Raw genomic sequence first — 21034 nt, 5'->3', positions numbered from 1 at the left:
AGAGGCTATTTGTTCCCTTCGTCGCACGTCAACGATGTCATCTCAGGTGGGAGAGCGCTGTCGACAGGCCACCACGACCCTGGACACCGAGCTTTCGGTAGGCGTTCGTCAGGTGTTTCTCGACGACCCGCACGCCCACCCTCAGGTGCTCCGCGATCTCCTGGTTGGACCGGCCCGCCAGCGCGAGCTCGACGACCCGTTGCTGCGTGCCGGTGAGAGCGGGACCGTCGTCGCGCCGCCGGTCCGCCGTCCTCCGCCCGAGCTGCCACAGCGCCCTGGCCAGCTCGAACCGGTTGCCCGTGCCCTCCAGCACCTGCACGGCCTGGCGCAGCATCGCGACCCCGGCCTGCCCGCCGGTCATCGATCCCAGGTGGCACAACGCCTTGCCGATCCCGGTCGCCGACCCCCACCGCACCGCGAGCGCGTGCTGTTCGGCCGCCAGGTCCCTGGCCCTCGTGACGTCGCCGAGCCGCCACAGCACCCGTGCCGCCTCCGTCCGCCACGGGAACAGCACGGGGTTGTGCCAGCCGAGGTCCCTCGCCTGGCTGCCCGCGTCGAGGAACGAGGCGAGCGAGGCGCGGAGGTCCACCGCCGCCACCCCGGCCGCGCCGCACAGCATCCGGTGCGCGACGGACGACGCCGGGGTGTGCGCCCGGCCGTCGAACAGCCGGAGCAGCCGGTGCACCAACTGGTCGTCCTGCGTCTCGCAGGCGAGCGCGGCCAGCGCCACCCGCGCCTCGGTGGCGACCCCACCCGTGCCCACGGCCGTGAGAACGCTCTCCGCGACGCTGCGCGCCGACGTGATCCGGCCGGCGTGCAACAACACCGACACCTGCTCGGCCTCGACGAGCACCCGCTCGGCACCGGCCCGTTCCCACGCGCTGTCGAGCCAGCCGAGCGCGGAGTCCCCGGCGCCGGCCGCGCACAACGTCGTCACCAGGGTCGCGATCGGCGTGTGGACGTGCTCCGGCGCGGCCGGCGACTCCGCCAGCACCCGCAGCGCCTGCGCCGCGACGTCGTGCGCGCGCCAGACCGCGCCGACCGTCGCGCAGTGCAGCCGCACCGCCCGCAGTTCGCGTCCGGCGGCGGTCGACGGCACCGTCCTGTCGCGCAGCCGGTCCACGCACCGGGCGGACCGGCGCGGCGCCAGGCACTCGGCGTGGTGCGACCTGGCCTCGACCCGCAGCGCGAGGTCCTCGTCGTGCGGCGCCGCCGTGAGCTCGCCCTCGACCTCCTCGACCAGTTCCCGCACCCCGGCCGGCGCCTCGGCCAGCGCTCCCGGCACGAACCTGGCCACGATCGCGGCCCGTTCGCGCGGACCGGGCACCATCCGCGCCGCCACCGACAGGTGCGCGACGGCGGCCGCGCGGTCGACCCCCCGTTCCGCCGTGGCCAGGTCGACGAGCAACGCCGCCCGCCGCCACCCCGCCTCCGGTTGTTCGAGCAACGCCCGCCGCAGGTACTCGACCGCGACCACCGGCGCACCCCGCCGCACCGCCATCGCCGCCGCCAGCCGCAGCACCTCGACGGCCCACCACCCCTGGACGGACGTGATGGCCAGCAACCTCCCGGCCACGACCTCGGCCGGCGCGCCCGCGTCGTGCAGCAGCCGGACCGCGTTGGCCTGCAACCGAACCCGGTCGGCCGGCGCCATCGTCGCCTCGACCGCGTCCCGCACGACGTCGTGGGCGAACAGGAACGACCACCGGTCGACGAGCCCGAGCCGGTCCATCGCCCGCAACGCGGTCGCGCACCCGACCTCGTCCACCTCCGCGAGCGGCGCGAGCAACCCGGCGTGCGCGTCCTCGCCGAGGACCGCGAGCGCGTCCAGAACGGCACGGGTCGGCGGCGGCTGCGCGCGCAGGCAGGCGACGATCTTCGGCCGGGCGCTCTCGTCCAGTCGCGCCGGACGCAGCGCCACGACGTGCGCGGCCTGCCGGACGACCTCCGCCACGAGCGGCGAGTCGGCCCCGACGTCACCGTCGCGCACGCAGACCACCAGCACCGCCGGCACCCGTCCGGCCGACCGGGCCAGCACGCGCAACGACTCGTCGTCCGCCCACTGCAGGTCGTCCACGGTGACCAGGGCCGGTCCGGCCGGCAGCGCGTCCGCCCCGCCGGTCAGCTGGTGCACCACGCCGAACGGGAAGTCCTTCTCCCGCCGCGCGCCCACCGCCCGCAGCACCGGGAGACCGAGGCCGTCCGCCAGCTGCCGCGCGTCCTTCAGCACCGCGGAACGCCCGCACCCCAGCGGCCCTCGCAACACCACGAGCGACCCCGTGCCGGACCTGAGCGCCGCCGCGATGACGTCGAGCCCCGTCATGCGGTGTTGCGCAGGCTGGTCTCGAGGTCCGCCCGCAGCTCGACCCCGAGCTTGCGGTACACGTTGGACAGATGGCTTTCGACCGTGCGCAGGGTGACGAACAGCTCCCCGGCGATCTCCCGGTTGGTGGCGCCGGCCGCGGCGAGCTCGGCGACCCGCCGTTCCCGCCCGCTCAGCGCGTCCGCCGGCCGTGCGCCCAGTCGCGGCATGCGCCCGCCGGCGAGGACGAGCAGGTCCCGCGCCTCCTGCGCGGCCGCCCGGTCGCCGAGCCGGATGGCCAGGTTCACGGCGGCCCGCAGGTGTTCGCGCGCGCCCTTCGCGTCCCCGTTCGCGAGCCTCGACTCGCCCAGCAACCGCACCGCACGCGCGTGCAACGGCCGTGCGGACGTCCCGGCCAGTTTTGTGACCGCGCTCTCCAGCAGCTCCGCGGCGATCGTTCCCTCGGCCACCATCCCGGCGGCCATGAGGCTGAGCGCCATCGCTTCGGGGGTGTTCCACCGCCGCGCGCGTTCCGCTCCGTACTGGGCGAGCGCGGCGGCTTCGTCACGCCGGTTCACGCGCACCAGCAGGCACACGGCGTCCAGCCACCAGGGAGCCCAGACCGGGTTGTGAACACCGGCGTCCTGGAGGCGGCGTCCGCACTCCAGCAGCAGGTCCAGCGCGCCGCCGACGTCACCGCGAGCGCGCAGGAGGTGCGCTTTCAGGACCATCACCGGCCCGTAGGTCCAGCCGAACCGCGGCTCGCCGGCCTGGTCGAGGTGCGCCTCGGCGTCGGCGAACTCGCCACGCCGGAAGAGGATCGAGGCCGTGGTCGCGTGCAGCACCGCGACCTCGGCCGGTTCCGGGACCTCGAACGCACTGCGCGCCGCGGCGTGGGCCGCCGCGAGGTCCCCGGTGCGTTCGAGCAGCCCGGCCTTGGCCGCCAGCGCCACCGCGTCGAGCGCACCGGCCGTGCCGATCAGCCGGTCCAGCGCGGCCAGCCCCTCCGCCGGTTCCCCGCACACCCCGAGCACCGCGGCCGCCGTCACGACCGGTCCCGCGTGCGCCACCGCACCGGGCACCAGCCCCAGCCTGGCCAGCGCGAGCGTCTCCTCGACCGACTCGCCGGCCAGCATCTCCGCCTGCGCGGCCACCCCGGCGACCAGCCGCCCGGACGGCGTGTCGCGCACGGTCGCGGCGGACAGGCGGTACCGCTCGACCAGGCGCGCCGTGCCGTCCTGCTCACCCAGCCCGACCGTCAGCAGGACCGCGTGCACCTGCGCCAGCGCCTCGGCGTCGATCCCGGCGCCCTCGTCCACGATCAGCGCGAGCCGGTCGAACGCGGCCTCCGACCACGACCCGGCGACCGCGAGGAGGCCGACCCGGCAGAGGATCCGCACCTTCTCGCCGACGTCGGTGAGCTGGTCGACCACCTCGGTGAGCCGCGGCACCGCCGCGTCGGCGCCCATCATGACCAGCACGTCGGCCAGTTCCACCACCGTGGCCGCGTGCCCGGGAACCTGCGCCAGCACCCTGGTCAGGTACCGCTCGGCCGTCGCGAGGTCCCCACGGCGCACCGCCGTGGCCGCCGCTTCCCGCAGCGCACAACACATCCAGCCCTCCGGCAGCTCCGGCAGCCACACGAGCTGCTCCGCCACCTCCTCGGCCGGACGTCCCTCGTCGTTGAGCAACGTGGCGGCCCGCTGCCGCAGGTCCGTCAGCGCGGCCGTGGGCACCGCCGACAGCACGGCACCGCAGACGTCCTCGTGCCGGAACGCCGACCCCGCCAGCACCTCGTTGTGCCGCAACGAGTCCACCGCCCTCGCCACGAACGGCTCCGGCAGCCCCAGGAACCGTCCCACGGTCCGCGCGTCGGCCGTCCCGAGCACCGCGATGGCCCGCGCCACCTCCGGCACGTGGGGTTCCTCCAGCAGGTGCGGCAGGCCCCCGGCCACCATCCGCCGCCCGAGCTCGCCGACCACCGCGACCCCGCGGACGTCCGGCGGCACGTTCCGCCCGGCCAACGCCCCGAGCAAAGTCCTGAGCGACAACGGGTTCCCGCCGCTGACCCGTGAGCAGGCGGCCGCGAACGCCGGGTCGACCGCGCACCCGAACGTCCGCTCGACGACCTCCGCCACGTCGAGTTCGGTCAGCGGCGCGAGGTCCACCACCGTCACCGGCCCCGCCTCGGCCAGTTCCGCGAAGACCGGGTCGGCCGCGCCGGCGAGGACCACCGTCAGCGGCGACTCCGCGGCACGCCGCAGCAGGAACCCGGCCGTCGCCGCGTCGCCTGCGTCCGCGTCGTCCAGCAGGAGGACGAGCGGGCGCCGTGCCATCAGCTCCACCGCGAGGCGATACGACTCGGACAACACCGCGTAGTCGTCCCCTGCGGGCGCTCCGCACCACACCGTGACGTCGTGAGCCGCGAGCTCGTCCCGGACCGCGGCCAGCAGACTGCTCTTGCCCGTACCGCGCGACCCGCGCACGAACGCCAGGCGCGCCCCCTCGTCCCGGCTGGCCACCGCCAGCCGGACCAGGGTCTCGCACTCCACCGTTCGACCGACCAGGTCAGTCACAGCCGCTCCCCGATCACCCGGGCCAGGCCCGAGCTACTTCGCTTCGTCACGATTCGCGTTTGATCGGCACCTTTCCGTAACCAATACGAGTGACGCAAGCTCCACGACGGGGAACAAACTTCCCGGAACGGACAGGGCTGTCCGCTCAGCCGAGCGCGCGACGCACGATGGCCAGCAGCGTCGTCACGTCCTGCGGGGTCAGGCCGGACAGCGGGCTGTGGTCGACCGTGATGCGCATGACCTGCGCGCGCACCTGCTCGCCCGCCTCGGTGAGGACCAGGGCGCGCGACCGCCCGTCACGCGGGTCGGGAACCCGTTCGACGAGGCCGCGGGACGCGAGCTGGCCCGCGACGAACGAGAGGTTCGGGGCGTTGCAGTGCAGGCGTGCGGCCACCGCCTTCATCGATGGCGGCTCCTCGTCCGGCGACAACGCCCACAGCGCCTGCGCGGTGGCGGGGGTCAGGCCCAGCTCCGCGAGCGGTCCGGTGATCGCCGCCTCGGTGCGCAGGAAGACCTCGTGGATCGCCTCGATGGCGGCCACCGGCGGCTGTTCGTCCATGCCGGCAGTCTACTTGCTTCGAGGCTCGAACTAGCTATGCTGAAGATACTTCGAGACTCGAACAACTGGAGCAGGTCATGTACTCCTTCGCCGGCATCACCGCGCTCGTCACCGGGGCGTCCAAGGGGCTGGGCCGCGCCTACGCGCGGGAACTGGCCCGCCGAGGCGCACACCTGGTGCTCGTCGCCCGCACCACGACCGCCCTGGAGGACCTGGCCGCCGAGGTGCGGGCCGCGCACGGGGTGAGGGCGGAGGTCGTCGGCGTCGACCTGGCGGACCCGGCCGGTCCCCAGGCCCTCCGCGACGCCGTCGCCGGTCTCCAGGTCGACCTGCTGGTGAACAACGCGGGTTCCGGCTCGGCGGGCAGGTTCTTCGAGCGGCCGTTCGGGCAGAGCACGCGCTCGGTCGCCCTCAACGTCGGCGCGCTGATGGAGCTCACCTACCTGTTCGGCCGCGACATGGCGGCCAGGGGAGCGGGCGGCATCATCAACGTCGGCTCCACCGCGGCGTTCCAGCCCATGCCGTACCAGGCGAGCTACGCGGCGACGAAGGCGTTCGTGCTGTCGTTCACCGAGGCCGTTGCGGAAGAACAGCGCGGCACCGGCGTCCACGTCATGGCCGCCCATCCCGGCGCGACCGACACCGGCTTCTTCGACGGCACCACGGCCACGATGGACCCGCGCGCCACCGACTCGCCGGAGTCGGTCGCCATTCGCACGCTCGACGACTTCGCCCGCGGCCGGGCCGCGTCCTACCCCGGCCGCCCGGCGAACCGCCTGGCCACGCTCGTGGCGCGGGTGCTGCCCCGCCGGGCGGTGACCGGTGCCGTGGCCGCACTGAACCGCAAACTCGGCCTGGACCTGGTCAAGGACCTGCCCTAAGGCTTCTCCAGCAGCGCCAGGAACTCCGCCCGCGTGCTGTCGATGCGCGCGCTCAACTCCACCAGCCGCTCGCTGGTGCCCGACTCCCGTTCCGCGCGAGCCACCGTGCGGGCCTCTTCGAACTGGTTGCGCAGCAACGCTTTCACCTGCTCGTCGAAGTCGGCCTCGGTCGCGTGCGCGGCGGCGGCCAGTTCCGCGGCCGTGATCATGCCGGGCATGTCGTGACCCTCGTGCTGGTCGCTCTCCTGGGTGCCCGCCTCGGCGAGCACCGCGCGCACCTGAGCCAGTTCGGCCCGGTAGTGCTCCTCGACCCTCTGTGCCAGCGGCCGCAACGATGAGTCGCGTGTCGTGGTGAGCGCGAGCGCGGCGAGCGCCGACTCGTTCTGCGGGATCACCAGGTCCGCGAACGCCAGGTCGGTGGGGGACAACGCGGCCCGTGGTGCCTCTGCCGGAACTTCGGCCGGGGCACCACAGGCCGTCACCGCGAAGAGCACCGCGATGAGAAAGGCTCGCACTACGGGCGTCCGTCCGGCCCGCACTTCACGATCCGGTTGATGCAGTCGCGAACCCGTTGCGCCATCTCGGCTTCCGGCCACACGTTGAAGAAGTCGCCGTGCATGGTGAACCCCGGCCCCGACGACAGCTTGAACCGCGCCGGATCCCCGTTGACCGGGTACCGCAGCACCTGACGCAGCTTCGGCACGGGCACGGGGTGCGTGGCCGGGCACTCGGCGTTGACCGGGTACGACATGTGGCTCTTGTGGTCGGCCGAGTCGAGGTCCTTGCCGTTCCAGCACTGCGGGAAGTCCAAGTAGGACTCGATCATCGTGCCGGCAGGGCAGTTCACGAAGTCCTTGGACGCGCCGACGTGACCGGCGTGCAGGCACGACCACCGCGACATGGTGGACCCGTCCGGCGCCGTCGCCTTGGCGTTGCCCGCGACGATGCGCAACCCGTGCGGCAACGGCTGAATGCGCGCGGTCACGTCGTCCCGCACACCCTCACCGAGGTAGTAGAACGTCGTCCCGGTCGGCTCGACGGGCTGCCCGTCCACCAGCAGCGTGGGCACCCAGTACGACGACAGGTCGATCTTCGGGTTGCAGCTGCTGCGCCCCTTCTCGAGGCTCGTGACGTCCGACCGCGCGTTGGTCGAGTCGTTGCCGAAGAAGCTGTGCATGTGCGACGCACCAGGCAGGTTGGGCATCACGATGGGGTCGTCCGGCAACCGGTGCGTGAAGGGACACTCCGCGACGAACTCCGCCACGCGCACGGCGTTCGGCGGAATCGGCTCCTGCGCCTTGGTGGGCGCGACCGCGGCCTGCGTGGTCTCCGGAGCGGCCTGCGTCGTTGTAGTGGTCGTGCCGGTGGTCGTGGTGACCGGCGTCGGCGGCGCGACCGTGGCCGAGGAGACCTGGGCGGCCTGGGGCTTCGCGGGCGGGGTGAAGAACATCGCGTTCGCGGTCACGGCGGAGGCCGCGACGCCCGCCACGGCGAGCGCGGCGATCCACACGCGACGCCGCACCCGTGAGCTGGGGACGAGGGGCATTGAAATCCTTCCGGGCAGGGGTGGCCGGCACAGGCCGGTCCGGTGTCTTCTGCTCAGGAGATGCCCAGGTCACCGGCGGATAACAAAAATCCTGCGGCCTGGACCACCCCCGTTCAGCTCACCAGCCCGAGAAAAGTCCACTCTCCGTATTCCCCTGACGGTTGGCTGCCTGAATTCAGACACTTTTGCCACCCGAAAGTGAGCGTGTTGCTACTCTCCGAAACAGGGAGGTACTTCATGACGGAGGGTGACAGGGTGGGCGAGGGCCAGGACTACGAGGCCCGGCTCGCTGAGCAGCACCATCGGCTGGCGCTGGCGAGAGCGGGGTACACACCGCCGGCACCGGAGCCGTACGAGCTCGAGGACTCGGTCGCCACCGCACCAGGGGTGAGCGTCGTGGTGCGCGACCGGCGGATCATCTGGCTCGAACTCCACCCGGACCTGCTCACGCAGCCGCCCGGCGCCGTGTCGCAGCCGCTGAGAGAGGCCATCAACGCCGCACTGGAGCAGTCGTTGATCGACACGCCCGGCGCCGGCGACCCGGGACCCGATCTCGCCGCGCTGGGGCAGCAGCTCGCGGACTTCACCCGGCAGGGCGGCGACGCGTTGCGCCGGATCCAGGGGCTGCTCGAGGCGTCGATGGCGAAGACCGGCATCAGCGGTGACAGCACGCCCCAGTACGTCGATCACCTGTTCCAGGACGCGATGAACGTGGTCGCCTCCACCCAGGCGGCCCTGTCGGCGGATCCGGCGCCGATGGTGCTCGGTGAGGGCAGCGACGACGCCAACGAGGTCAACGCCGCCGTCACCGGAGGCCGGGTCGACGCCCTGACGCTGACGGTCGTCGCCCTGCAGTACCCGCCGGAGCAGTTGACGCAGGCGGTGATCCAGGCGGTCAACACCGCGATCGACGAGTGGGAGCGCCAGGCCGCGGACAGGCCGGCGCTGGACGTCCAGGCGTTGCAGGCGGTCAGCGACCAGGCCGAGAAGGTCCGCGAGCAGAGCATGCGACACCTGCGCGACTACGCGACGAACCTCACCTCGATCATGCGCACCGTCCACTAGGGAGTGACAACGATGTCCGGGATGGAAGTGTCCGCCGAGATGATCGGCGGATCCGCGAAGCAGATCCTGGGGACCGGTGACTCCCTGGCAGGTGAGGTCGCCGCGTTCCGCAGCCAGGTCGAGGCGCTGACCGGCGCGTTCGGCGGAGACGAGCTCGGCTCGGCGCTGGGCACGATCTACCAGATCGTCTCCGAGGCCGCGTTCGAGTCGTTCGAGGACAACGCCGACGGTCTCACGGAGATCGGCCAGAACCTGCAGGCCATGGCCGACGACTACACGGCCGTCGAGACGGCCAACCAGAACTCGTTCCAGCAGCTCTTGGGAGATCAGGCATGACCACCGGCATGATGCTGCCCCCGGAGCTGTCCGGGCTCCTCAACACCCTGGGCTTCAACTGGCCCGAGAGCGACGAGGGCAAGCTGTTCGACCTCGGCGGCCTCTGGTCGGGCTTCGCCGACCAGCTCAGCCCCGCCGCGGCCACCGCCGAGGAACACGCCCAGCAGGTGCTGACCGGCAACACGGGTGCGGCCATCGACGGTTTCAAGGCGTACTGGACGGACGGCGAGTCACCGAAGAAGAACCTCGAGGACGGCGCCACCGCCTCCTCGCTGATCGGCGCCGGCCTCTACGTCTGCGCGGGCGTCGTGGTCGCGCTCAAGATCGCCGTCGTCGTGCAGCTGGCCATGCTCGCCATCCAGATCGCCCAGGCCATCGCCACGGCGGTGCCGACGTTCGGCGCCTCGCTGCTGGAGATCCCCATCTTCAAGGAGATCACCTCGATCCTCCTCGACCAGGCGATCGACCTCGCCGTCAGCCAGGTGCTCAGTGCCTAAGGTCAAGAAGCCCAAGGCGAACAAGGCCATCACCAACGCCGGGGTCTTCAACCCCATCGGCACGAAGCTGCGCCCGGCCAAGCGCCCCGCCAACAACGTCCAGGCGCTCGACGTCGACTCGTACGCGAACCTCAAGAAGCGCGAGAAGGTCGGCGACAACCTCGAACACGACCACATCCCGTCGTCGGCCGCGCTGAAGAAGGCCGAGGAGAAGAGGCTCGGCCGCAAGCTGACCAGGCAGGAAGCCGACGCCCTGCACAACAAGGCGAACGCGATCGAGGTCCCGAAGGACGTCCACGCCAAGAGCGACACGTTCCGCGGCAAGAACACGAAGAAGCAGATCGAGGACGACGCGGCTGATCTCAGCAAGGCCGCGGACAGGGACTACGCTACGACCCGCAAGAACCTCCTCGCACACGGTTACTCGGCCAAGGACGTCGACGCGGCCCTCGCCGATCTGAAGGCTGCGAACCGAAAGAAGGGCATATGACCACGGTTTCCGGTGAGATCACCGTGCTGCTGGACGTGCTGGGCCACCGCCAGGGCGACAGCCGCATCCTCGAGGCGATCGTTCTGGTCGGCCCCAAGATGGAGGTCAGCGAGTACGACTTCGACGGCGAGAAGTCCACGTACTTCGTCTTCAAGGAAGCCGGTACGGAGCTGCTCTTCGAGGACGACGTCCTGGCGTCGGCGATGGTGCGGACCCAGCCGGACCCCGAGGACGAGACCTACGGCGAGTACCCGCGTCCCGCCGAGCTGGTGCAGGGGCTCTCCGCCACCGCCACCCGCGACGAGGTCAGGGCGTTCCTGGGCACGCCGGAACGCACCGGGCCGAGCTTCGACCGGTACGAGGTCAACAACCGCTACCTGCACTTCGAGTTCGGCGCGAACGAGCGGGTCGCCCGCATCTCCGCGCTGCTCGAAGCGGTCTAGGCGGCAGGTCCGAGGTCGTCGCGGCGGTAGTCGGCTGGTTTCGCGAACCTGGTGGCCAGGCCGCGGAACTGCTTGAGCCGGTTGTAGCAGCGTTCGACCACGTTGCGCGCCTTGTGGATGTCGGGGTCGAAGGCCGGTGGCCTGCCACCGGCCGAGCCCTTGTACCTGCGACGGTCGATCTGGTCGATGCGCTCGGGAGTGGTGGCCTTGATCCGCCGCCGTAACGCGGCTCGGGTGCGTCACATCACCACCGTCCTGTCGCTGGAGCGGTTCCGGCGCGCGGACCGACGGCTCGACCTGACACCGGACGACCGCCCAGCCCTCGCGGACCGCCGGAGTTCACCGGTTCAGACCAATTCTGACCGGCTGAATCGAAGAAGCACCGATCGCTCGCTTCCCCTCGTCAGCAGCTCTGGCCCATCCTGCTTATGAGAGCGCTCCCATACCCCTGCCTGGGCTGTGATCGACCGAGGGATGTCACCATGACGTTGTCCCGTTTCCTGCGCTGCACAACGACTCTCGCGTTGTGCACGATCATGGTCGTCTCCGGTGCCGCGAGCGCCGGCGCTGGACAGACCACCCTGAGAGCCGCTGATCCGAGTGTGATCCGCGTCGGCTCCACCTACGTCGGGGTGCACGCGGCCGGAGGGGGCATCGTCGCCCGCCAGGCCTCGACGCTCGCCGGTCTCGCGACCGCGCCGGCGCAGCGGATCTGGACCGACAGCCGCAACCTCGGTGATGTGTGGGCGCCGGAGATCGTGATGGACGGCGGCCGGTTCTACGTCTACTTCACCGCGGGACGCAGTGCGGCACACCGCATGTACGTGATCAGCTCGGCACAGGCCACCGCGGGCTACGGTGCGGAGACCAAGCTCGCTCTGCCCGGCGACAGGTGGGCCATCGACGGCACTCTGTTCACCTTCAACGGGCAGAGGTGGTTCGTGTGGTCGGGATGGGCGGACGACACGGGTCACGAGCAGAACCTCTACATCGCCAGGATGAGCAGCCCGACCACTCCTACCGGAAGCCGGTACGTCATTTCCCAGCCGCGGGAGAGCTGGGAACGGGTCGTGGGCAACCCGTACATCAACGAGTCACCGCAGGCGATCAAGGACCCGAACGGCCAGCTGCACATCGTCTACTCGGCCAACGGCAGCTGGAGCAGCAGGTACTGCCTCGCCGACCTCCGCCTCCGCGTCGGGGGCGACCCGGCGAACGTGTGGGACTGGTACAAGTCGAACGGCTGCCTGTTCGGCTCCTACGCCGAGCAGATGATGTACGGCTGGGACCCGACGGTGAACGTGGACGGCCCGGGGCACAACAGCTTCGTGCTCGCCGGAGGGGACATCGCCGCCAGTCCGCCGTCTGGAAACCGCTTCCCGCTGATGTACCACGCCGTCCCCAAGGGCACCCCGTACCAGTGGAGCAATCGCTACTGGTACACGGGAACGGCGGTGTGGTGGGGCTCGACCACCTACCGCCGCGGCAACTCGCCCGGTCCCGCCACCGACACCGGATTCAGCCTGAAGTTCTTCGAGTAGTGCGGCGCGCCATCTCAGAACGCTCTTGGCGCCGGAGTTCTCGGGCGCGGGGCACGGTCATCCCGCTCCGCCGTCCAGCAGCCAGTTGTAGCGGAGCCGCGTCGCCCGTTCCGTGCTGGCCATCGCCGCGACGACTCCGACCGCGATGTTGAGCCACGCCGGGAGGTCCACGGGTGAGACGAAGGTCCCGATGTGCGCGGCGATCGGCGCCGGCTGGGTCAGCTTCTCCAGCAGCTGCGAGATGAGCACGGCCAGAGCACCGAACAGCACGACCGACGAGAGGAAACCGATCCCGCGGCTGAGCGCGGGGTGGTCGCGGTCGAGACGTGCGCGACGCCCTTCCGCCGAGGCGCGGTCCGGTTCGAGCTGGTGCTCGGCGCCGCCGGTGGTGACGTAGTGACACCGCTTGAGCCCGAAGGCGCACTTCTTCACCTCGATCGTGCCGCCCGGGACGGGAAAGGCGGCGGGGAGCCGGGACCGGGCGTGGTGCCTGCCGTCGACGAACAGGTCGGCGTTGGCGTACCCGTCGGCGTCGGACCTGTTGTGCCGGACGTCGACGGCGTAGACCGAGTGCCCGCCCTCGCCGCCGGCCAGCCGGAGGTAGAACAGGGAGCGGCCGAGGCTCTGCCACCAGCGGAACCGCCGCAGCTCGTGCCCGTCACCGGGCTTGATCCGCTTGGCGGCCCGGCGGCTGCGCATCTCCTCGAACATGATCAGCTCCTCACTTCGCCTGGTCCGCGGCGCAGGAGAGGTCCCGCGCCGGCCGGTTCCCGGTGGTCAGGAACTTCGTCGTGGCGGTCTTGGCGCACGCGTTGCCCCACGGGTAGACGCCGTGCCCGCCCTGGTCGGCGGTCACCATCGTGGCCCGCTGGCCGAGTGCCCTGCGCAGCTCGCGGGCGCCGGACATCGGCGTGCCGGGGTCGCGTTCGTTCTGCAGCATCAGCACGTTCGACGGGCCCCGGTCCCCGATGCGCACCGGCGGTTCGGTGCGTTCGCGCGGCCAGAAGGCGCACGGCCCGATGTTGGCCGTGACCCCGCCCAGCATCGGATGCTTCGCCCGGTCGGCGGCGGCCGCGCGCTGGTAGTCGCGGACCGAGTCGGGCCAGCGCGAGTCGCCGCAGATCACGTGCAGGCGGGCGGACATCGAGTTGTCGCGGTCGACCGAGGGCGGCAACGGCACCGGCTCGTTCCTGTCGATCGCCTGCCAGGTCTTGGCCAGCGCGGGCAGCGCGGCGTCGCTGTACAGGTACTCGAACGTGAGCCCGCGGAACGCCAGCCCGGTCACGCCGTGCACCGGCGCCGCGTCCAGCCGCTTCGCCAGGTCGAAGTACTTGGCGGTCACCTGTTCCGGCGTGGTGCCCAGGCCGTGCTCGGGGTGCGCGACGACGTACGCGGCGAAGTCAGGGAACCGCTCTTCCAGCCCACCGGCCATCCTGCGCAGGGCGGTGACGTCGTAGCCACCGGCGCCCAGGTTGCTGTCGAGCACGATCCGGTCGCCGCGCTGCGGGAACATCGTCGCGTACGCGGCACCGAGGTAGGTGCCGTAGGAGGCGCCCAGGTACGAGATCTTCCGCTCTCCCAACGCTTTCCGGATGCGATCCATGTCCCGCGCGGTGTTCGCGGTGGTCGTGTGCGGCAGCATCCGCGCGGTGGGGGAGGTGGCGCACTGCTCGGCGATGGCACGGGCGTAGCCGGCCTCACGGGTGACGTCGGCCGAAGTGTGCGCGTAAGAGGCGAACGCACCACGTGCCTGCTGTTCCGGGGTCAGCCCGCAGCTCACCGGCGTGCTGCGACCGACGCCACGCGGGTCGAACCCGATGATGTCGTAGGTGTCCAGCACCTCTTCGGGCAGTCCGGACTTCGCGAGCAGGGCCGGGTAGCCCAGCCCGTCGCCGCCGGGGCCGCCCGGATTGGTCAGCAGGACGCCACGACGCTGTCCGGGGCGTTCGCTGGGAAGCCTGGAGATCGCGATCCTGATCTGCTCGCCGCCGGGATGGCTGTGGTCCAACGGGACTTCGAGGGTCGAGCACTCGAGCCGGGGCGCCGCGACGCCTTCCGGGCACGCGCCCCACGCCAGGGTGTCCACCGCCGCCGCCGAACCGGCGGGAACGGCGGCGGCCAGCACGGCGGTCGCGGCGAGGGCGACCGGCAAGGTCCTGCGCATTCGTTCCTCCAGTGTCGAAGCCGTGCCGGGGCAAGGGAATCTCCCCGCGAGGCGACTGGCCCGCCCGTCCCGTTCCCCGGCTTTCCGTTGCGGTACCGAGTCTGTCCACTGGGCACCTCGAGCACATCGGCCCGGCGGATGGGCCGCACTGGACCTGGGTCGAGGGCGGTGGTGCGACTTCGGTCGGGGGTGCTCCGGTCCCGCGGGCGCATGCGCCCGCGTCGAGGTGTGGCGACAATGACCGGGTGAGCACGGACTCGGCATCACGGTCGGCGAGGTGGCTGGGACAGGCGTGGCGGCTGGCGGTCGCGGCGCTGCTGGGCATCCCCTTCTGGCTCGTGACCGCGGCGTTGGTACCGCCGGGGTGTGCGGCGACCACGTGCTCCTGGTTGGCCACCGGCGACCCGTTGATCGCGCTCGTCTGCCTGGTGCTGCTGCTGTGGCGGCGGAGGTCTCCCCTCGCCGTTGCCGTCGTGGTCACGGTCGCCTCGGCCGGCTCGACGCTGGCCGCCGGTGCGGCGCTGCTCGCCCTGTGCTCGATCTCCACTCGCCGCCGCCCGGCCGAGATCGGTGTGGTGGTGCTGGCGTTCCTGGTCAGCTCGCAGCTGCTCTACGGCATCTACCCGCTGGAGGTCCCGCCGGTCTCGGTGTGGCTCCGGCTCGTCTTCCCGTTGCTGAGCGCGGGAACCGCGGTGTCCATCGGCGTCGCCATCGGCGCCCGCCGAGTCGAGCTGCGCTCCCTGCGGGAACGGGCCGAGAGCACCGAGCGGGAGCAGAACGCACGAGCCGCGCAGGCCAGGGCCCAGGAACGGAACCGGATCGCCCGCGAGATGCACGACGTGCTCGCACACCGGATGTCCCTGGTCGCCATGCAGGCAGGCGTGCTGGAGCACCGCCACGACCTCAGCAGCGAGGACAACCGCCTCCTGGTGAGCGGGATCGCGGACGGTTCCCGGCAGGCGCTCGAAGAACTGCGGGACGTGCTCGGGGTGCTCCGCGGCGACCCGGACCACCCCGAACCACCACAGCCCTCGCTCGATCACGTGCCTGCCCTGGTCACGGACTCCCGGGCGTCCGGTCTGGACGTCACCCTCACCGGCACCGTGACGGGCCGGCCTTCCGCGCTCGTGGGCCGCACCTGCTACCGCATCGTCCAAGAAGGACTGACGAACGCCGCGAAACACGCTCCCGGAGCACAGGTGAGCGTCACCCTCGCCGGAACCGCGGGCGACGACCTGCGCGTCGAGATCCGCAACTCGCGCGCCACCGCGCCGGGCGGCCGGACACCCGCCTCCGGTTTCGGCCTGCTGGGCCTGCGAGAACGCGTGGTTCTCGCCGGCGGCACACTCGAGCACGAACCCACGCCCGGCGGCGGGTACCGGCTCACCGCGCGACTACCCTGGCCGGACCAGAACCTCCCCGGGGAGAACGCGTGAGCAACGAGCGCAAGCCGGTGCGGCTGATCATCGTCGACGACGATCAACTGGTGCGCATGGCTCTGCGGATGGTCTTCGAAGGTGAGCCGGACCTGACCGTGGTCGCGGAGGCGGCCGACGGCGAGGCGGCGCTCAGCGCGGTGGACGAGCACCGGCCGGACGTGGTGCTGATGGACGTGCGCATGCCCGGCCGCGACGGAATCAGCGCCACCCGCGAACTGCTCACCCGCCCGGCACCACCGAAGGTGCTCATGCTGACCACCTTCGACTCCGACGAACTCGTCCTCGGCGCCCTGCGCGCCGGAGCGCTCGGCTTCGTGTTCAAGGACACCCCGCCGCCCCGGATCGCCGACGCGGTGCGCGTCGTGGCCGAAGGCAACCCGGTGCTGTCGCCGGCGGCCACGGCGAGGGTGATCGCCGCCGCCACCAGCCCGCAGTCGTCCAGCGCCCGCCGCGCGTCCCGCGAAGCCGCGCGGGCGAAGCTGTCCGCGTTGACCGAACGCGAACTTGAGACCGCGCGGGCCATCGCCGACGGGCTGAGCAACCCGGACATCGCCGCACAGCTGAGCATCAGCGTCGCGACGGTGAAAGCCCACACCGGCAACTTGTTCGCCAAACTGCAGGTCGAGAACCGGGTGCAGATCGCCCTCGTGGTGCGGGACGCGGAGGACTGAAGCGGTCCCTCGCCCACGGCGCGGGATCAGCCGATCTCGGCAGCGCCGACCGTCTGGGTGAAGTCGCCGGACAGCGGAGCGCCTGCCACCAGGCGCGGTCCGAGGACGAAGCTCATCGGGTCGGCCGGGATGACGGAAGGGTCGGTGATCTTCATCAGGAGTCGTCCGTCGAAGTAGAGGTCGACCGACGACGAGGAGTACTGCAAGGTCGCTGTGTGGTACCTGCCGTCGTAGAGGTCGACTCCGGTGTCGACCTTGAGCGAGACGGCCTTGCCGCGCCGGGCGCTCTCGAAGCGCAGCTGCGTGTTCGTGTAGCTCTGGTCGGTGGTGTAGCCGAAGTTGATCTCGTTGAACTGGCTGCCGTCCGCGGCGGGGCCGTCGCTCCACAGGGCGGAACCCCACCACACCTTCTGCTTCGGCCGGTGGCTGAGAGCGAATCGCGTCGTGAACCTGCCCGAGGTGAAGCGCTGCGGCTTGTACCTGATCTTGGACCACGACCCCGCGGTGCGGGGCGGGACGCCCGCGCGCAGTTCGAACCTCGCGACGCCGTCCACGACCGCCGGGCAGGTGTACTCGCACTGCCAGATCGCGGTGTCGAGCGAGTCGAAGTTCTCGACGTACCTCGCTCGCGCGTCAGTCGAGGCGATCGTGTGCGGGGCGGCCGCCGCCGAACCTGCCCCGAGCACGAGTCCCGTTGTCACCGCGCAGAGCGTTGTCCATCGCCTTCCGAGCATGCGATCTCCTCTCAACCGCCCAGGTTCGCGTCAGAACCCCATCGCCTTGGAGCGCTTACCACTAATGGGTATAGACCACTTCGGGCATGATCGGTACCGCGCTGTGGAAGCGCTCTCACGGCTGCGCGCCGACTCGGCGGAGGGCGGACGAGGCCTCCCGTTGACGGCACCCCGGCACGGCACGTGGCAAGGTGCAGCAGGATGGTCCAGCCGGAGGAACGGCTGTCCACAGCAGAGTCCACGAGGGAGATGATCGACGGTGCCGCGGGCTGAACGCGAACTGGTCCGTGACGGCACGCCGCTCGTGGAGTTCGCCGCCGAGCTGCGGTTGCTGCGCGCGAAGGCCGGCACTCCGTCGTACCGGGACATGGCCGGCACCGCGTTCTACTCGGCGAGCACGCTGTCGGACGCGGCGAGCGGGCGGAAGCTGCCCAGCCTGGCCGTGACGCTGGCGTTCGTCCGCGCCTGCGACGGCGACGAGGACAAGTGGGAACAGCGCTGGCACGCGCTCGCGGCCGAGCTCAACGAGAGCTCCGCGATGACGTCTGCCGAGGAGTTCCGAGACGCGCCGTACGTGGGACTGCGCGCGTTCGGGCCGGATGACGCGCACCGGTTCTTCGGGCGCGAACGGCTCGTCGCCGAGATCGTCGGCAGGACCCAGCGGTTGGTGCTGCTCTTCGGCGCTTCCGGATCGGGCAAGTCGTCGGTGCTGCGCGCGGGCGTGGTGCCCGCGTTCGCCGCCACCAGGAAGACCACGCTGCTCTTCACCCCCGGGACGCACCCGATCGAACGGTGCTCGGTGCTGTTCGCGAACGAGCTCGGCGTGACCACGGCGGCGGTGCTGGACGAGTGGCACGACGACCGGGCCCTGCACCGGCTCGTGTCGCAGGTGTCGGGGGACCGGGAGATGGTCATCGTCGTCGACCAGTTCGAGGAGGTCTTCACGCTCTGCGACGACGAGGACGAGCGCGCCAGGTTCATCGCGGCGCTGGCCACCGCGGCGAACACGCCGGGTAGCCGGTGCCGCGTCCTGCTCGGCATGCGGTCGGACTTCTTCGCGCACTGCTCGGCCCACCCGGAACTGCTCGACGCCCTGCCGGAGGGGCAGGTCGTCGCCGGGCCGATGAGCGCGGAGGAGCTGCGCCGGGCCATCGTGGCGCCCGCGAAACAGGCGAACTGCACCGTGGAGAGCGCCCTCGTGGCCGACCTGATCACCCAGGCGCACGGCAGGCCGGGCGTGCTGCCGCTGTTGTCGCACGTGTTGCTGGAGGTGTGGGTCCGCCGCAGCGGCCACCGGCTCACCGTCGCCGGGTTCCAGCAGGCCGGCGGCCTCGACGGGGCGTTGAGCCGCACCGCGGAGGACGTCTTCACCGGCCTCGCCGAGGAGGAGCAGCAGCTGGCCAGGACGTTGTTCGGCAGGCTGGTCGCACCCGGCGAGGGCCCGGAGGACACGAAACGACGGCTGGACGTCACCGAGCTCGGCGACGCTCCCGGCCTCGCCGCCGTGCTCGAGGCGTTCACCGCGGCCCGGCTGCTCACCAAGGACCTGGACGGGGTCGAGATCGCGCACGAGGCGTTGATCCGGGCCTGGCCACGGCTGCGCGACTGGCTGCACGACGACCGCGAGAGCCTCCGCCTGCACCGCCGGCTCACCGACGCCACGGACTCGTGGGAGTCGGTGGGCAAGGACAGCGGCGCGCTGCTGCGGGGCGCCCATCTCGCGCTGACGCTCGACTGGGCGGGCCGGCACGACGCCGCGTTGTCCCCGCGTGAGCACGACTTCCTCGAAGCCAGCCGGTCCGCCGAGATCGCCGGTGGCCGACGGCTCCGCAGGCTCGTCGCGCTCCTCAGCGTCGTGACCCTGGTCGCCATCACGGCGACGGTCGTCGCCTGGGTCGCGCGGCACACGGCCACCGAGCAGCGCAACGCCATCCGGGCCCAGGTCGTGGCCGAGGAGGCCGCCGAGCTGCACCGGAGCAACCCTCAGCTGGCCGTGCAGCTCGCACTGGCCGCCCACCGCCTGGCCCCCTCCCAACGGACGCGCGACGGGGTGGTCAGCACCCTGCCGCTCGCGGTGATCCGGCAGGCCGATGTGATCTCGGCGGCCGACGTGAGCCCCGACGGCCGGACCCTGGCGACGAGCAGCGAGGACAGCACCGTGCGGCTCTGGGACATCACCGACCCCCAGCAGCCGGTGGAGATCACCAAGCTGAACGGCCCGACCGAGATGGTCTACACGGTCAGGTTCAGCCCGGACGGCCGCACGCTGGCGACCGCGGGCTTCGACCGCGAGATCCGGTTGTGGAACATCACGGACCTCCGGAACCCGGCGCTGGTCAGCACCCTCAGCGGCCACACCGAGAACGTCCACTCGGCGGAGTTCAGCCCGGACGGCCGCACCCTCGTGTCCGCGGGCTGGGACCGCACGGTGCGGCTCTGGGACATCACGAACCCGCGCGAGCCCACCGTGGCCGCCGTGATCGACGAGTTCCGCTACAAGCTCCTCTACGCCCAGTTCAGCCCGGACGGCCGCACGCTGGCCGTGGTCGGCGACGAGTCGGTCATCCGGCTGTTCGACGTCACCGACCGCCGGCGGCCCGCCCAGGTCGCCTCCGTCCCCGGCCACGCCGGCGGGGTGGCCCAGACGGACTTCAGCCCGGACGGCCGCGTCCTCGCGACCGTCGGCCGCGACCGCGTCATCCGGCTGTGGGACGTGTCGGACCCTCGCAGCCCGGCCGCGCTGTCCACCCTCGAAGGCCACGAGGAAGGCGTCTACATGGTGGAGTTCAGCCCGGACGGCAAGACCCTGGCCACCGCCGCGGGCGACCGCACCGCGCGCCTGTGGGACGTGACCGATCCCCGGCGCGTGACCGAACTGGTCAGCTTCACCGGCGAGGTGGACACCGTGCAGGCGGTGGTCTTCAGCCCCGACGGGCGCACGCTCATCACCGGAGGCTGGGAAGGAACGGTCCAGCTGATGGACACCGACCTCGAACGGACCATCGCCCACGCCTGCGACCACGTCCGGACCGTGCTCACCGAGGCCGAGTGGGACCGCTACTTCCCCGGCCTGGGCTACGCGCCACCGTGCCCCGGCTGACGCTGCCGGTGCCGCCCCCGCAACCGGCGCCAGTGCCGGCCCCGTCCCGGCCCGTCTGCCTGCAACGGCAACGCCAGTCCGGGGTGCCGCGCGGCGAACTCGGCCGCCGAGATGGACATCGTCACCAGGTGCCCGAACGAGCCGCGCGCGCCGTCCGGGTCGGCGAGCAGACCGGTCTCCCGGAAGCCGAGCCGGGTGTGCAGGCTCTGCGACGCGAAGTTGCCGCCGTTGATGCTGATCTCGCACGCGCGGTAGCCCCGCTGGCCGAACATCAGCGCCAACAGCACGGTGATCGCGTCCGCCGCGTACCCGCACCTCGAGTGCCAGGACCCGATGCCGACCCCGTAGCTGAACCAGCCGGGCCCCGAGTCCGTCCGCACGGTGGTCAGCGACCCGACGAGCACCCGGCTGCGCAGGCTCACGATCGCGAGCTGCAGGTCCTCGCCGGTGGTGTCCGCGCGGTGCGCCGCCCAGTGCCGATAACCGCCCACCAGCGGCGGATGCTCGTCGCGGTCGAATCTGGTAAGCGTTTTCCGGTCGGCGGGCGCGACCTCGCGCAACCACACCTTCCTGCCCACCCAGGACAGGGAGGGGTTCGCCGAGGTGCGGACGTGTGCGGTGACCGGCGGGCGCGTGATCATCGCGCCCAACCCTAGCGGAGTCCGGTGGGGTGGACGTCTGGCCGGGAGG

Annotated in this window: 19 protein-coding genes and 1 pseudogene; 10 read left to right on the top strand and 10 right to left on the bottom strand. The window is 71.6% G+C overall.

The window, feature by feature from the left end:
* Positions 1 to 37 precede the first annotated feature (37 nt).
* The 3 genes from ACQEU1_RS10885 to ACQEU1_RS10875 form a co-directional block, all read right to left on the bottom strand.
* A complete protein-coding gene (locus tag ACQEU1_RS10885; protein ID WP_433198940.1) occupies positions 38 to 2323 on the bottom strand; it encodes a LuxR C-terminal-related transcriptional regulator in 2286 nt (761 codons plus the stop codon).
* A complete protein-coding gene (locus ACQEU1_RS10880; RefSeq protein ID WP_433198938.1) occupies positions 2320 to 4878 on the bottom strand; it encodes a LuxR C-terminal-related transcriptional regulator in 2559 nt (852 codons plus the stop codon). Before ACQEU1_RS10880 ends, ACQEU1_RS10885 begins: the two co-directional genes overlap by 4 nt.
* Before the next feature lie 145 nt (positions 4879 to 5023).
* A complete protein-coding gene (locus ACQEU1_RS10875; protein ID WP_433198936.1) occupies positions 5024 to 5437 on the bottom strand; it encodes a MarR family winged helix-turn-helix transcriptional regulator in 414 nt (137 codons plus the stop codon).
* Between the two features lie 77 nt (positions 5438 to 5514).
* On the opposite strand from ACQEU1_RS10875, the gene ACQEU1_RS10870 reads away from it, so the two are divergent.
* Positions 5515 to 6318 (top strand): SDR family NAD(P)-dependent oxidoreductase, encoded by an 804-nt coding sequence (locus ACQEU1_RS10870; RefSeq protein WP_433198934.1) that lies wholly within the window; start codon positions 5515 to 5517, stop codon positions 6316 to 6318.
* Here ACQEU1_RS10870 and ACQEU1_RS10865 read toward each other — a convergent pair.
* Positions 6315 to 6833, bottom strand: a complete 519-nt coding sequence (locus tag ACQEU1_RS10865; protein ID WP_433198932.1) for a DUF305 domain-containing protein — start codon at positions 6831 to 6833, stop codon at positions 6315 to 6317. The genes ACQEU1_RS10870 and ACQEU1_RS10865 overlap by 4 nt on opposite strands.
* A complete protein-coding gene (locus ACQEU1_RS10860) occupies positions 6833 to 7864 on the bottom strand; it encodes a DUF1996 domain-containing protein (RefSeq protein ID WP_433198930.1) in 1032 nt (343 codons plus the stop codon). Before ACQEU1_RS10860 ends, ACQEU1_RS10865 begins: the two co-directional genes overlap by 1 nt.
* A gap of 237 nt (positions 7865 to 8101) precedes the next feature.
* On the opposite strand from ACQEU1_RS10860, the gene ACQEU1_RS10855 reads away from it, so the two are divergent.
* Genes ACQEU1_RS10855 through ACQEU1_RS10835 form a run of 5 tightly spaced genes read left to right on the top strand, consistent with a single transcriptional unit; the run spans position 8102 to position 10695 of the window.
* Positions 8102 to 8929, top strand: coding sequence for a hypothetical protein (locus ACQEU1_RS10855; protein ID WP_433198928.1), 828 nt, complete (start codon positions 8102 to 8104; stop codon positions 8927 to 8929).
* A gap of 12 nt (positions 8930 to 8941) precedes the next feature.
* Entirely contained in the window at positions 8942 to 9265 is a 324-nt protein-coding gene (locus tag ACQEU1_RS10850) for a WXG100 family type VII secretion target (protein ID WP_433198926.1), read from the top strand.
* Complete coding sequence (locus ACQEU1_RS10845) at positions 9262 to 9762, top strand: hypothetical protein (RefSeq protein WP_433198924.1); 501 nt, start codon at positions 9262 to 9264, stop codon at positions 9760 to 9762. Before ACQEU1_RS10850 ends, ACQEU1_RS10845 begins: the two co-directional genes overlap by 4 nt.
* On the top strand, positions 9755 to 10252 hold the full coding sequence (locus tag ACQEU1_RS10840; protein ID WP_433198922.1) for a hypothetical protein: 498 nt from the start codon (positions 9755 to 9757) through the stop codon (positions 10250 to 10252). The genes ACQEU1_RS10845 and ACQEU1_RS10840 overlap by 8 nt, the downstream gene beginning before the upstream one ends.
* Complete coding sequence (locus ACQEU1_RS10835) at positions 10249 to 10695, top strand: hypothetical protein (RefSeq protein ID WP_433198920.1); 447 nt, start codon at positions 10249 to 10251, stop codon at positions 10693 to 10695. Before ACQEU1_RS10840 ends, ACQEU1_RS10835 begins: the two co-directional genes overlap by 4 nt.
* Before the next feature lie 32 nt (positions 10696 to 10727).
* Here the strand turns inward: ACQEU1_RS10835 and ACQEU1_RS10830 are convergent.
* Positions 10728 to 10931: pseudogene (locus ACQEU1_RS10830) on the bottom strand (IS5-like element ISMt1 family transposase); the annotation flags it as partial.
* A gap of 246 nt (positions 10932 to 11177) precedes the next feature.
* On the opposite strand from ACQEU1_RS10830, the gene ACQEU1_RS10825 reads away from it, so the two are divergent.
* On the top strand, positions 11178 to 12236 hold the full coding sequence (locus tag ACQEU1_RS10825; protein ID WP_433198918.1) for a glycoside hydrolase family 43 protein: 1059 nt from the start codon (positions 11178 to 11180) through the stop codon (positions 12234 to 12236).
* A 57-nt stretch (positions 12237 to 12293) separates the two neighbouring features.
* Here ACQEU1_RS10825 and ACQEU1_RS10820 read toward each other — a convergent pair whose 3' ends face one another.
* Entirely contained in the window at positions 12294 to 12947 is a 654-nt protein-coding gene (locus ACQEU1_RS10820) for a hypothetical protein (protein WP_433198916.1), read from the bottom strand.
* A 10-nt stretch (positions 12948 to 12957) separates the two neighbouring features.
* Positions 12958 to 14400 (bottom strand): alpha/beta hydrolase, encoded by a 1443-nt coding sequence (locus tag ACQEU1_RS10815; protein WP_433198914.1) that lies wholly within the window; start codon positions 14398 to 14400, stop codon positions 12958 to 12960.
* A gap of 245 nt (positions 14401 to 14645) precedes the next feature.
* On the opposite strand from ACQEU1_RS10815, the gene ACQEU1_RS10810 reads away from it, so the two are divergent.
* Both ACQEU1_RS10810 and ACQEU1_RS10805 read left to right on the top strand, forming a co-directional pair.
* The gene (locus ACQEU1_RS10810; protein WP_433198912.1) at positions 14646 to 15836 is read left to right on the top strand and encodes a sensor histidine kinase; all 1191 of its coding nucleotides are present in this window, start codon (positions 14646 to 14648) and stop codon (positions 15834 to 15836) included.
* The gene (locus ACQEU1_RS10805) at positions 15833 to 16510 is read left to right on the top strand and encodes a response regulator transcription factor (protein ID WP_433198910.1); all 678 of its coding nucleotides are present in this window, start codon (positions 15833 to 15835) and stop codon (positions 16508 to 16510) included. Before ACQEU1_RS10810 ends, ACQEU1_RS10805 begins: the two co-directional genes overlap by 4 nt.
* Positions 16511 to 16536: 26 nt before the next feature.
* On the opposite strand, the gene ACQEU1_RS10800 is transcribed toward ACQEU1_RS10805, so the two are convergent.
* A complete protein-coding gene (locus ACQEU1_RS10800; RefSeq protein ID WP_433198908.1) occupies positions 16537 to 17211 on the bottom strand; it encodes a hypothetical protein in 675 nt (224 codons plus the stop codon).
* 292 nt (positions 17212 to 17503) lie between these two features.
* Between ACQEU1_RS10800 and ACQEU1_RS10795 the strand changes: the two genes are divergently transcribed.
* Positions 17504 to 20344 (top strand): hypothetical protein, encoded by a 2841-nt coding sequence (locus ACQEU1_RS10795; RefSeq protein ID WP_433198906.1) that lies wholly within the window; start codon positions 17504 to 17506, stop codon positions 20342 to 20344.
* On the opposite strand, the gene ACQEU1_RS10790 is transcribed toward ACQEU1_RS10795, so the two are convergent.
* Entirely contained in the window at positions 20320 to 20985 is a 666-nt protein-coding gene (locus ACQEU1_RS10790; protein ID WP_433198904.1) for a GNAT family N-acetyltransferase, read from the bottom strand. The two genes, ACQEU1_RS10795 and ACQEU1_RS10790, sit on opposite strands and share 25 nt — an antisense overlap.
* Positions 20986 to 21034 lie beyond the last annotated feature (49 nt).

The organism is Lentzea sp. CA-135723, assembly GCF_050936595.1.
In the GTDB taxonomy this organism is placed as follows: domain Bacteria; phylum Actinomycetota; class Actinomycetes; order Mycobacteriales; family Pseudonocardiaceae; genus Lentzea.
The sequence above is the reverse complement of the archived record's forward strand: the minus strand, read 5'-3'. Positions and strand labels throughout refer to the sequence as shown.

What these genes read in the sequence shown, in the direction of transcription:
- ACQEU1_RS10885 (WP_433198940.1), bottom strand. Translation starts at nt 2,323, where the DNA reads ATGACGGGGCTCGACGTCATCGCGGCGGCGCTCAGGTCCGGCACGGGG.
- ACQEU1_RS10875 (WP_433198936.1), bottom strand. Translation starts at nt 5,437, where the DNA reads ATGGACGAACAGCCGCCGGTGGCCGCCATCGAGGCGATCCACGAGGTC.
- ACQEU1_RS10870 (WP_433198934.1), top strand. Translation starts at nt 5,515, where the DNA reads ATGTACTCCTTCGCCGGCATCACCGCGCTCGTCACCGGGGCGTCCAAG.
- ACQEU1_RS10860 (WP_433198930.1), bottom strand. Translation starts at nt 7,864, where the DNA reads ATGCCCCTCGTCCCCAGCTCACGGGTGCGGCGTCGCGTGTGGATCGCC.
- ACQEU1_RS10855 (WP_433198928.1), top strand. Translation starts at nt 8,102, where the DNA reads ATGACGGAGGGTGACAGGGTGGGCGAGGGCCAGGACTACGAGGCCCGG.
- ACQEU1_RS10850 (WP_433198926.1), top strand. Translation starts at nt 8,942, where the DNA reads ATGTCCGGGATGGAAGTGTCCGCCGAGATGATCGGCGGATCCGCGAAG.
- ACQEU1_RS10845 (WP_433198924.1), top strand. Translation starts at nt 9,262, where the DNA reads ATGACCACCGGCATGATGCTGCCCCCGGAGCTGTCCGGGCTCCTCAAC.
- ACQEU1_RS10835 (WP_433198920.1), top strand. Translation starts at nt 10,249, where the DNA reads ATGACCACGGTTTCCGGTGAGATCACCGTGCTGCTGGACGTGCTGGGC.
- ACQEU1_RS10825 (WP_433198918.1), top strand. Translation starts at nt 11,178, where the DNA reads ATGACGTTGTCCCGTTTCCTGCGCTGCACAACGACTCTCGCGTTGTGC.
- ACQEU1_RS10820 (WP_433198916.1), bottom strand. Translation starts at nt 12,947, where the DNA reads ATGTTCGAGGAGATGCGCAGCCGCCGGGCCGCCAAGCGGATCAAGCCC.
- ACQEU1_RS10815 (WP_433198914.1), bottom strand. Translation starts at nt 14,400, where the DNA reads ATGCGCAGGACCTTGCCGGTCGCCCTCGCCGCGACCGCCGTGCTGGCC.
- ACQEU1_RS10790 (WP_433198904.1), bottom strand. Translation starts at nt 20,985, where the DNA reads ATGATCACGCGCCCGCCGGTCACCGCACACGTCCGCACCTCGGCGAAC.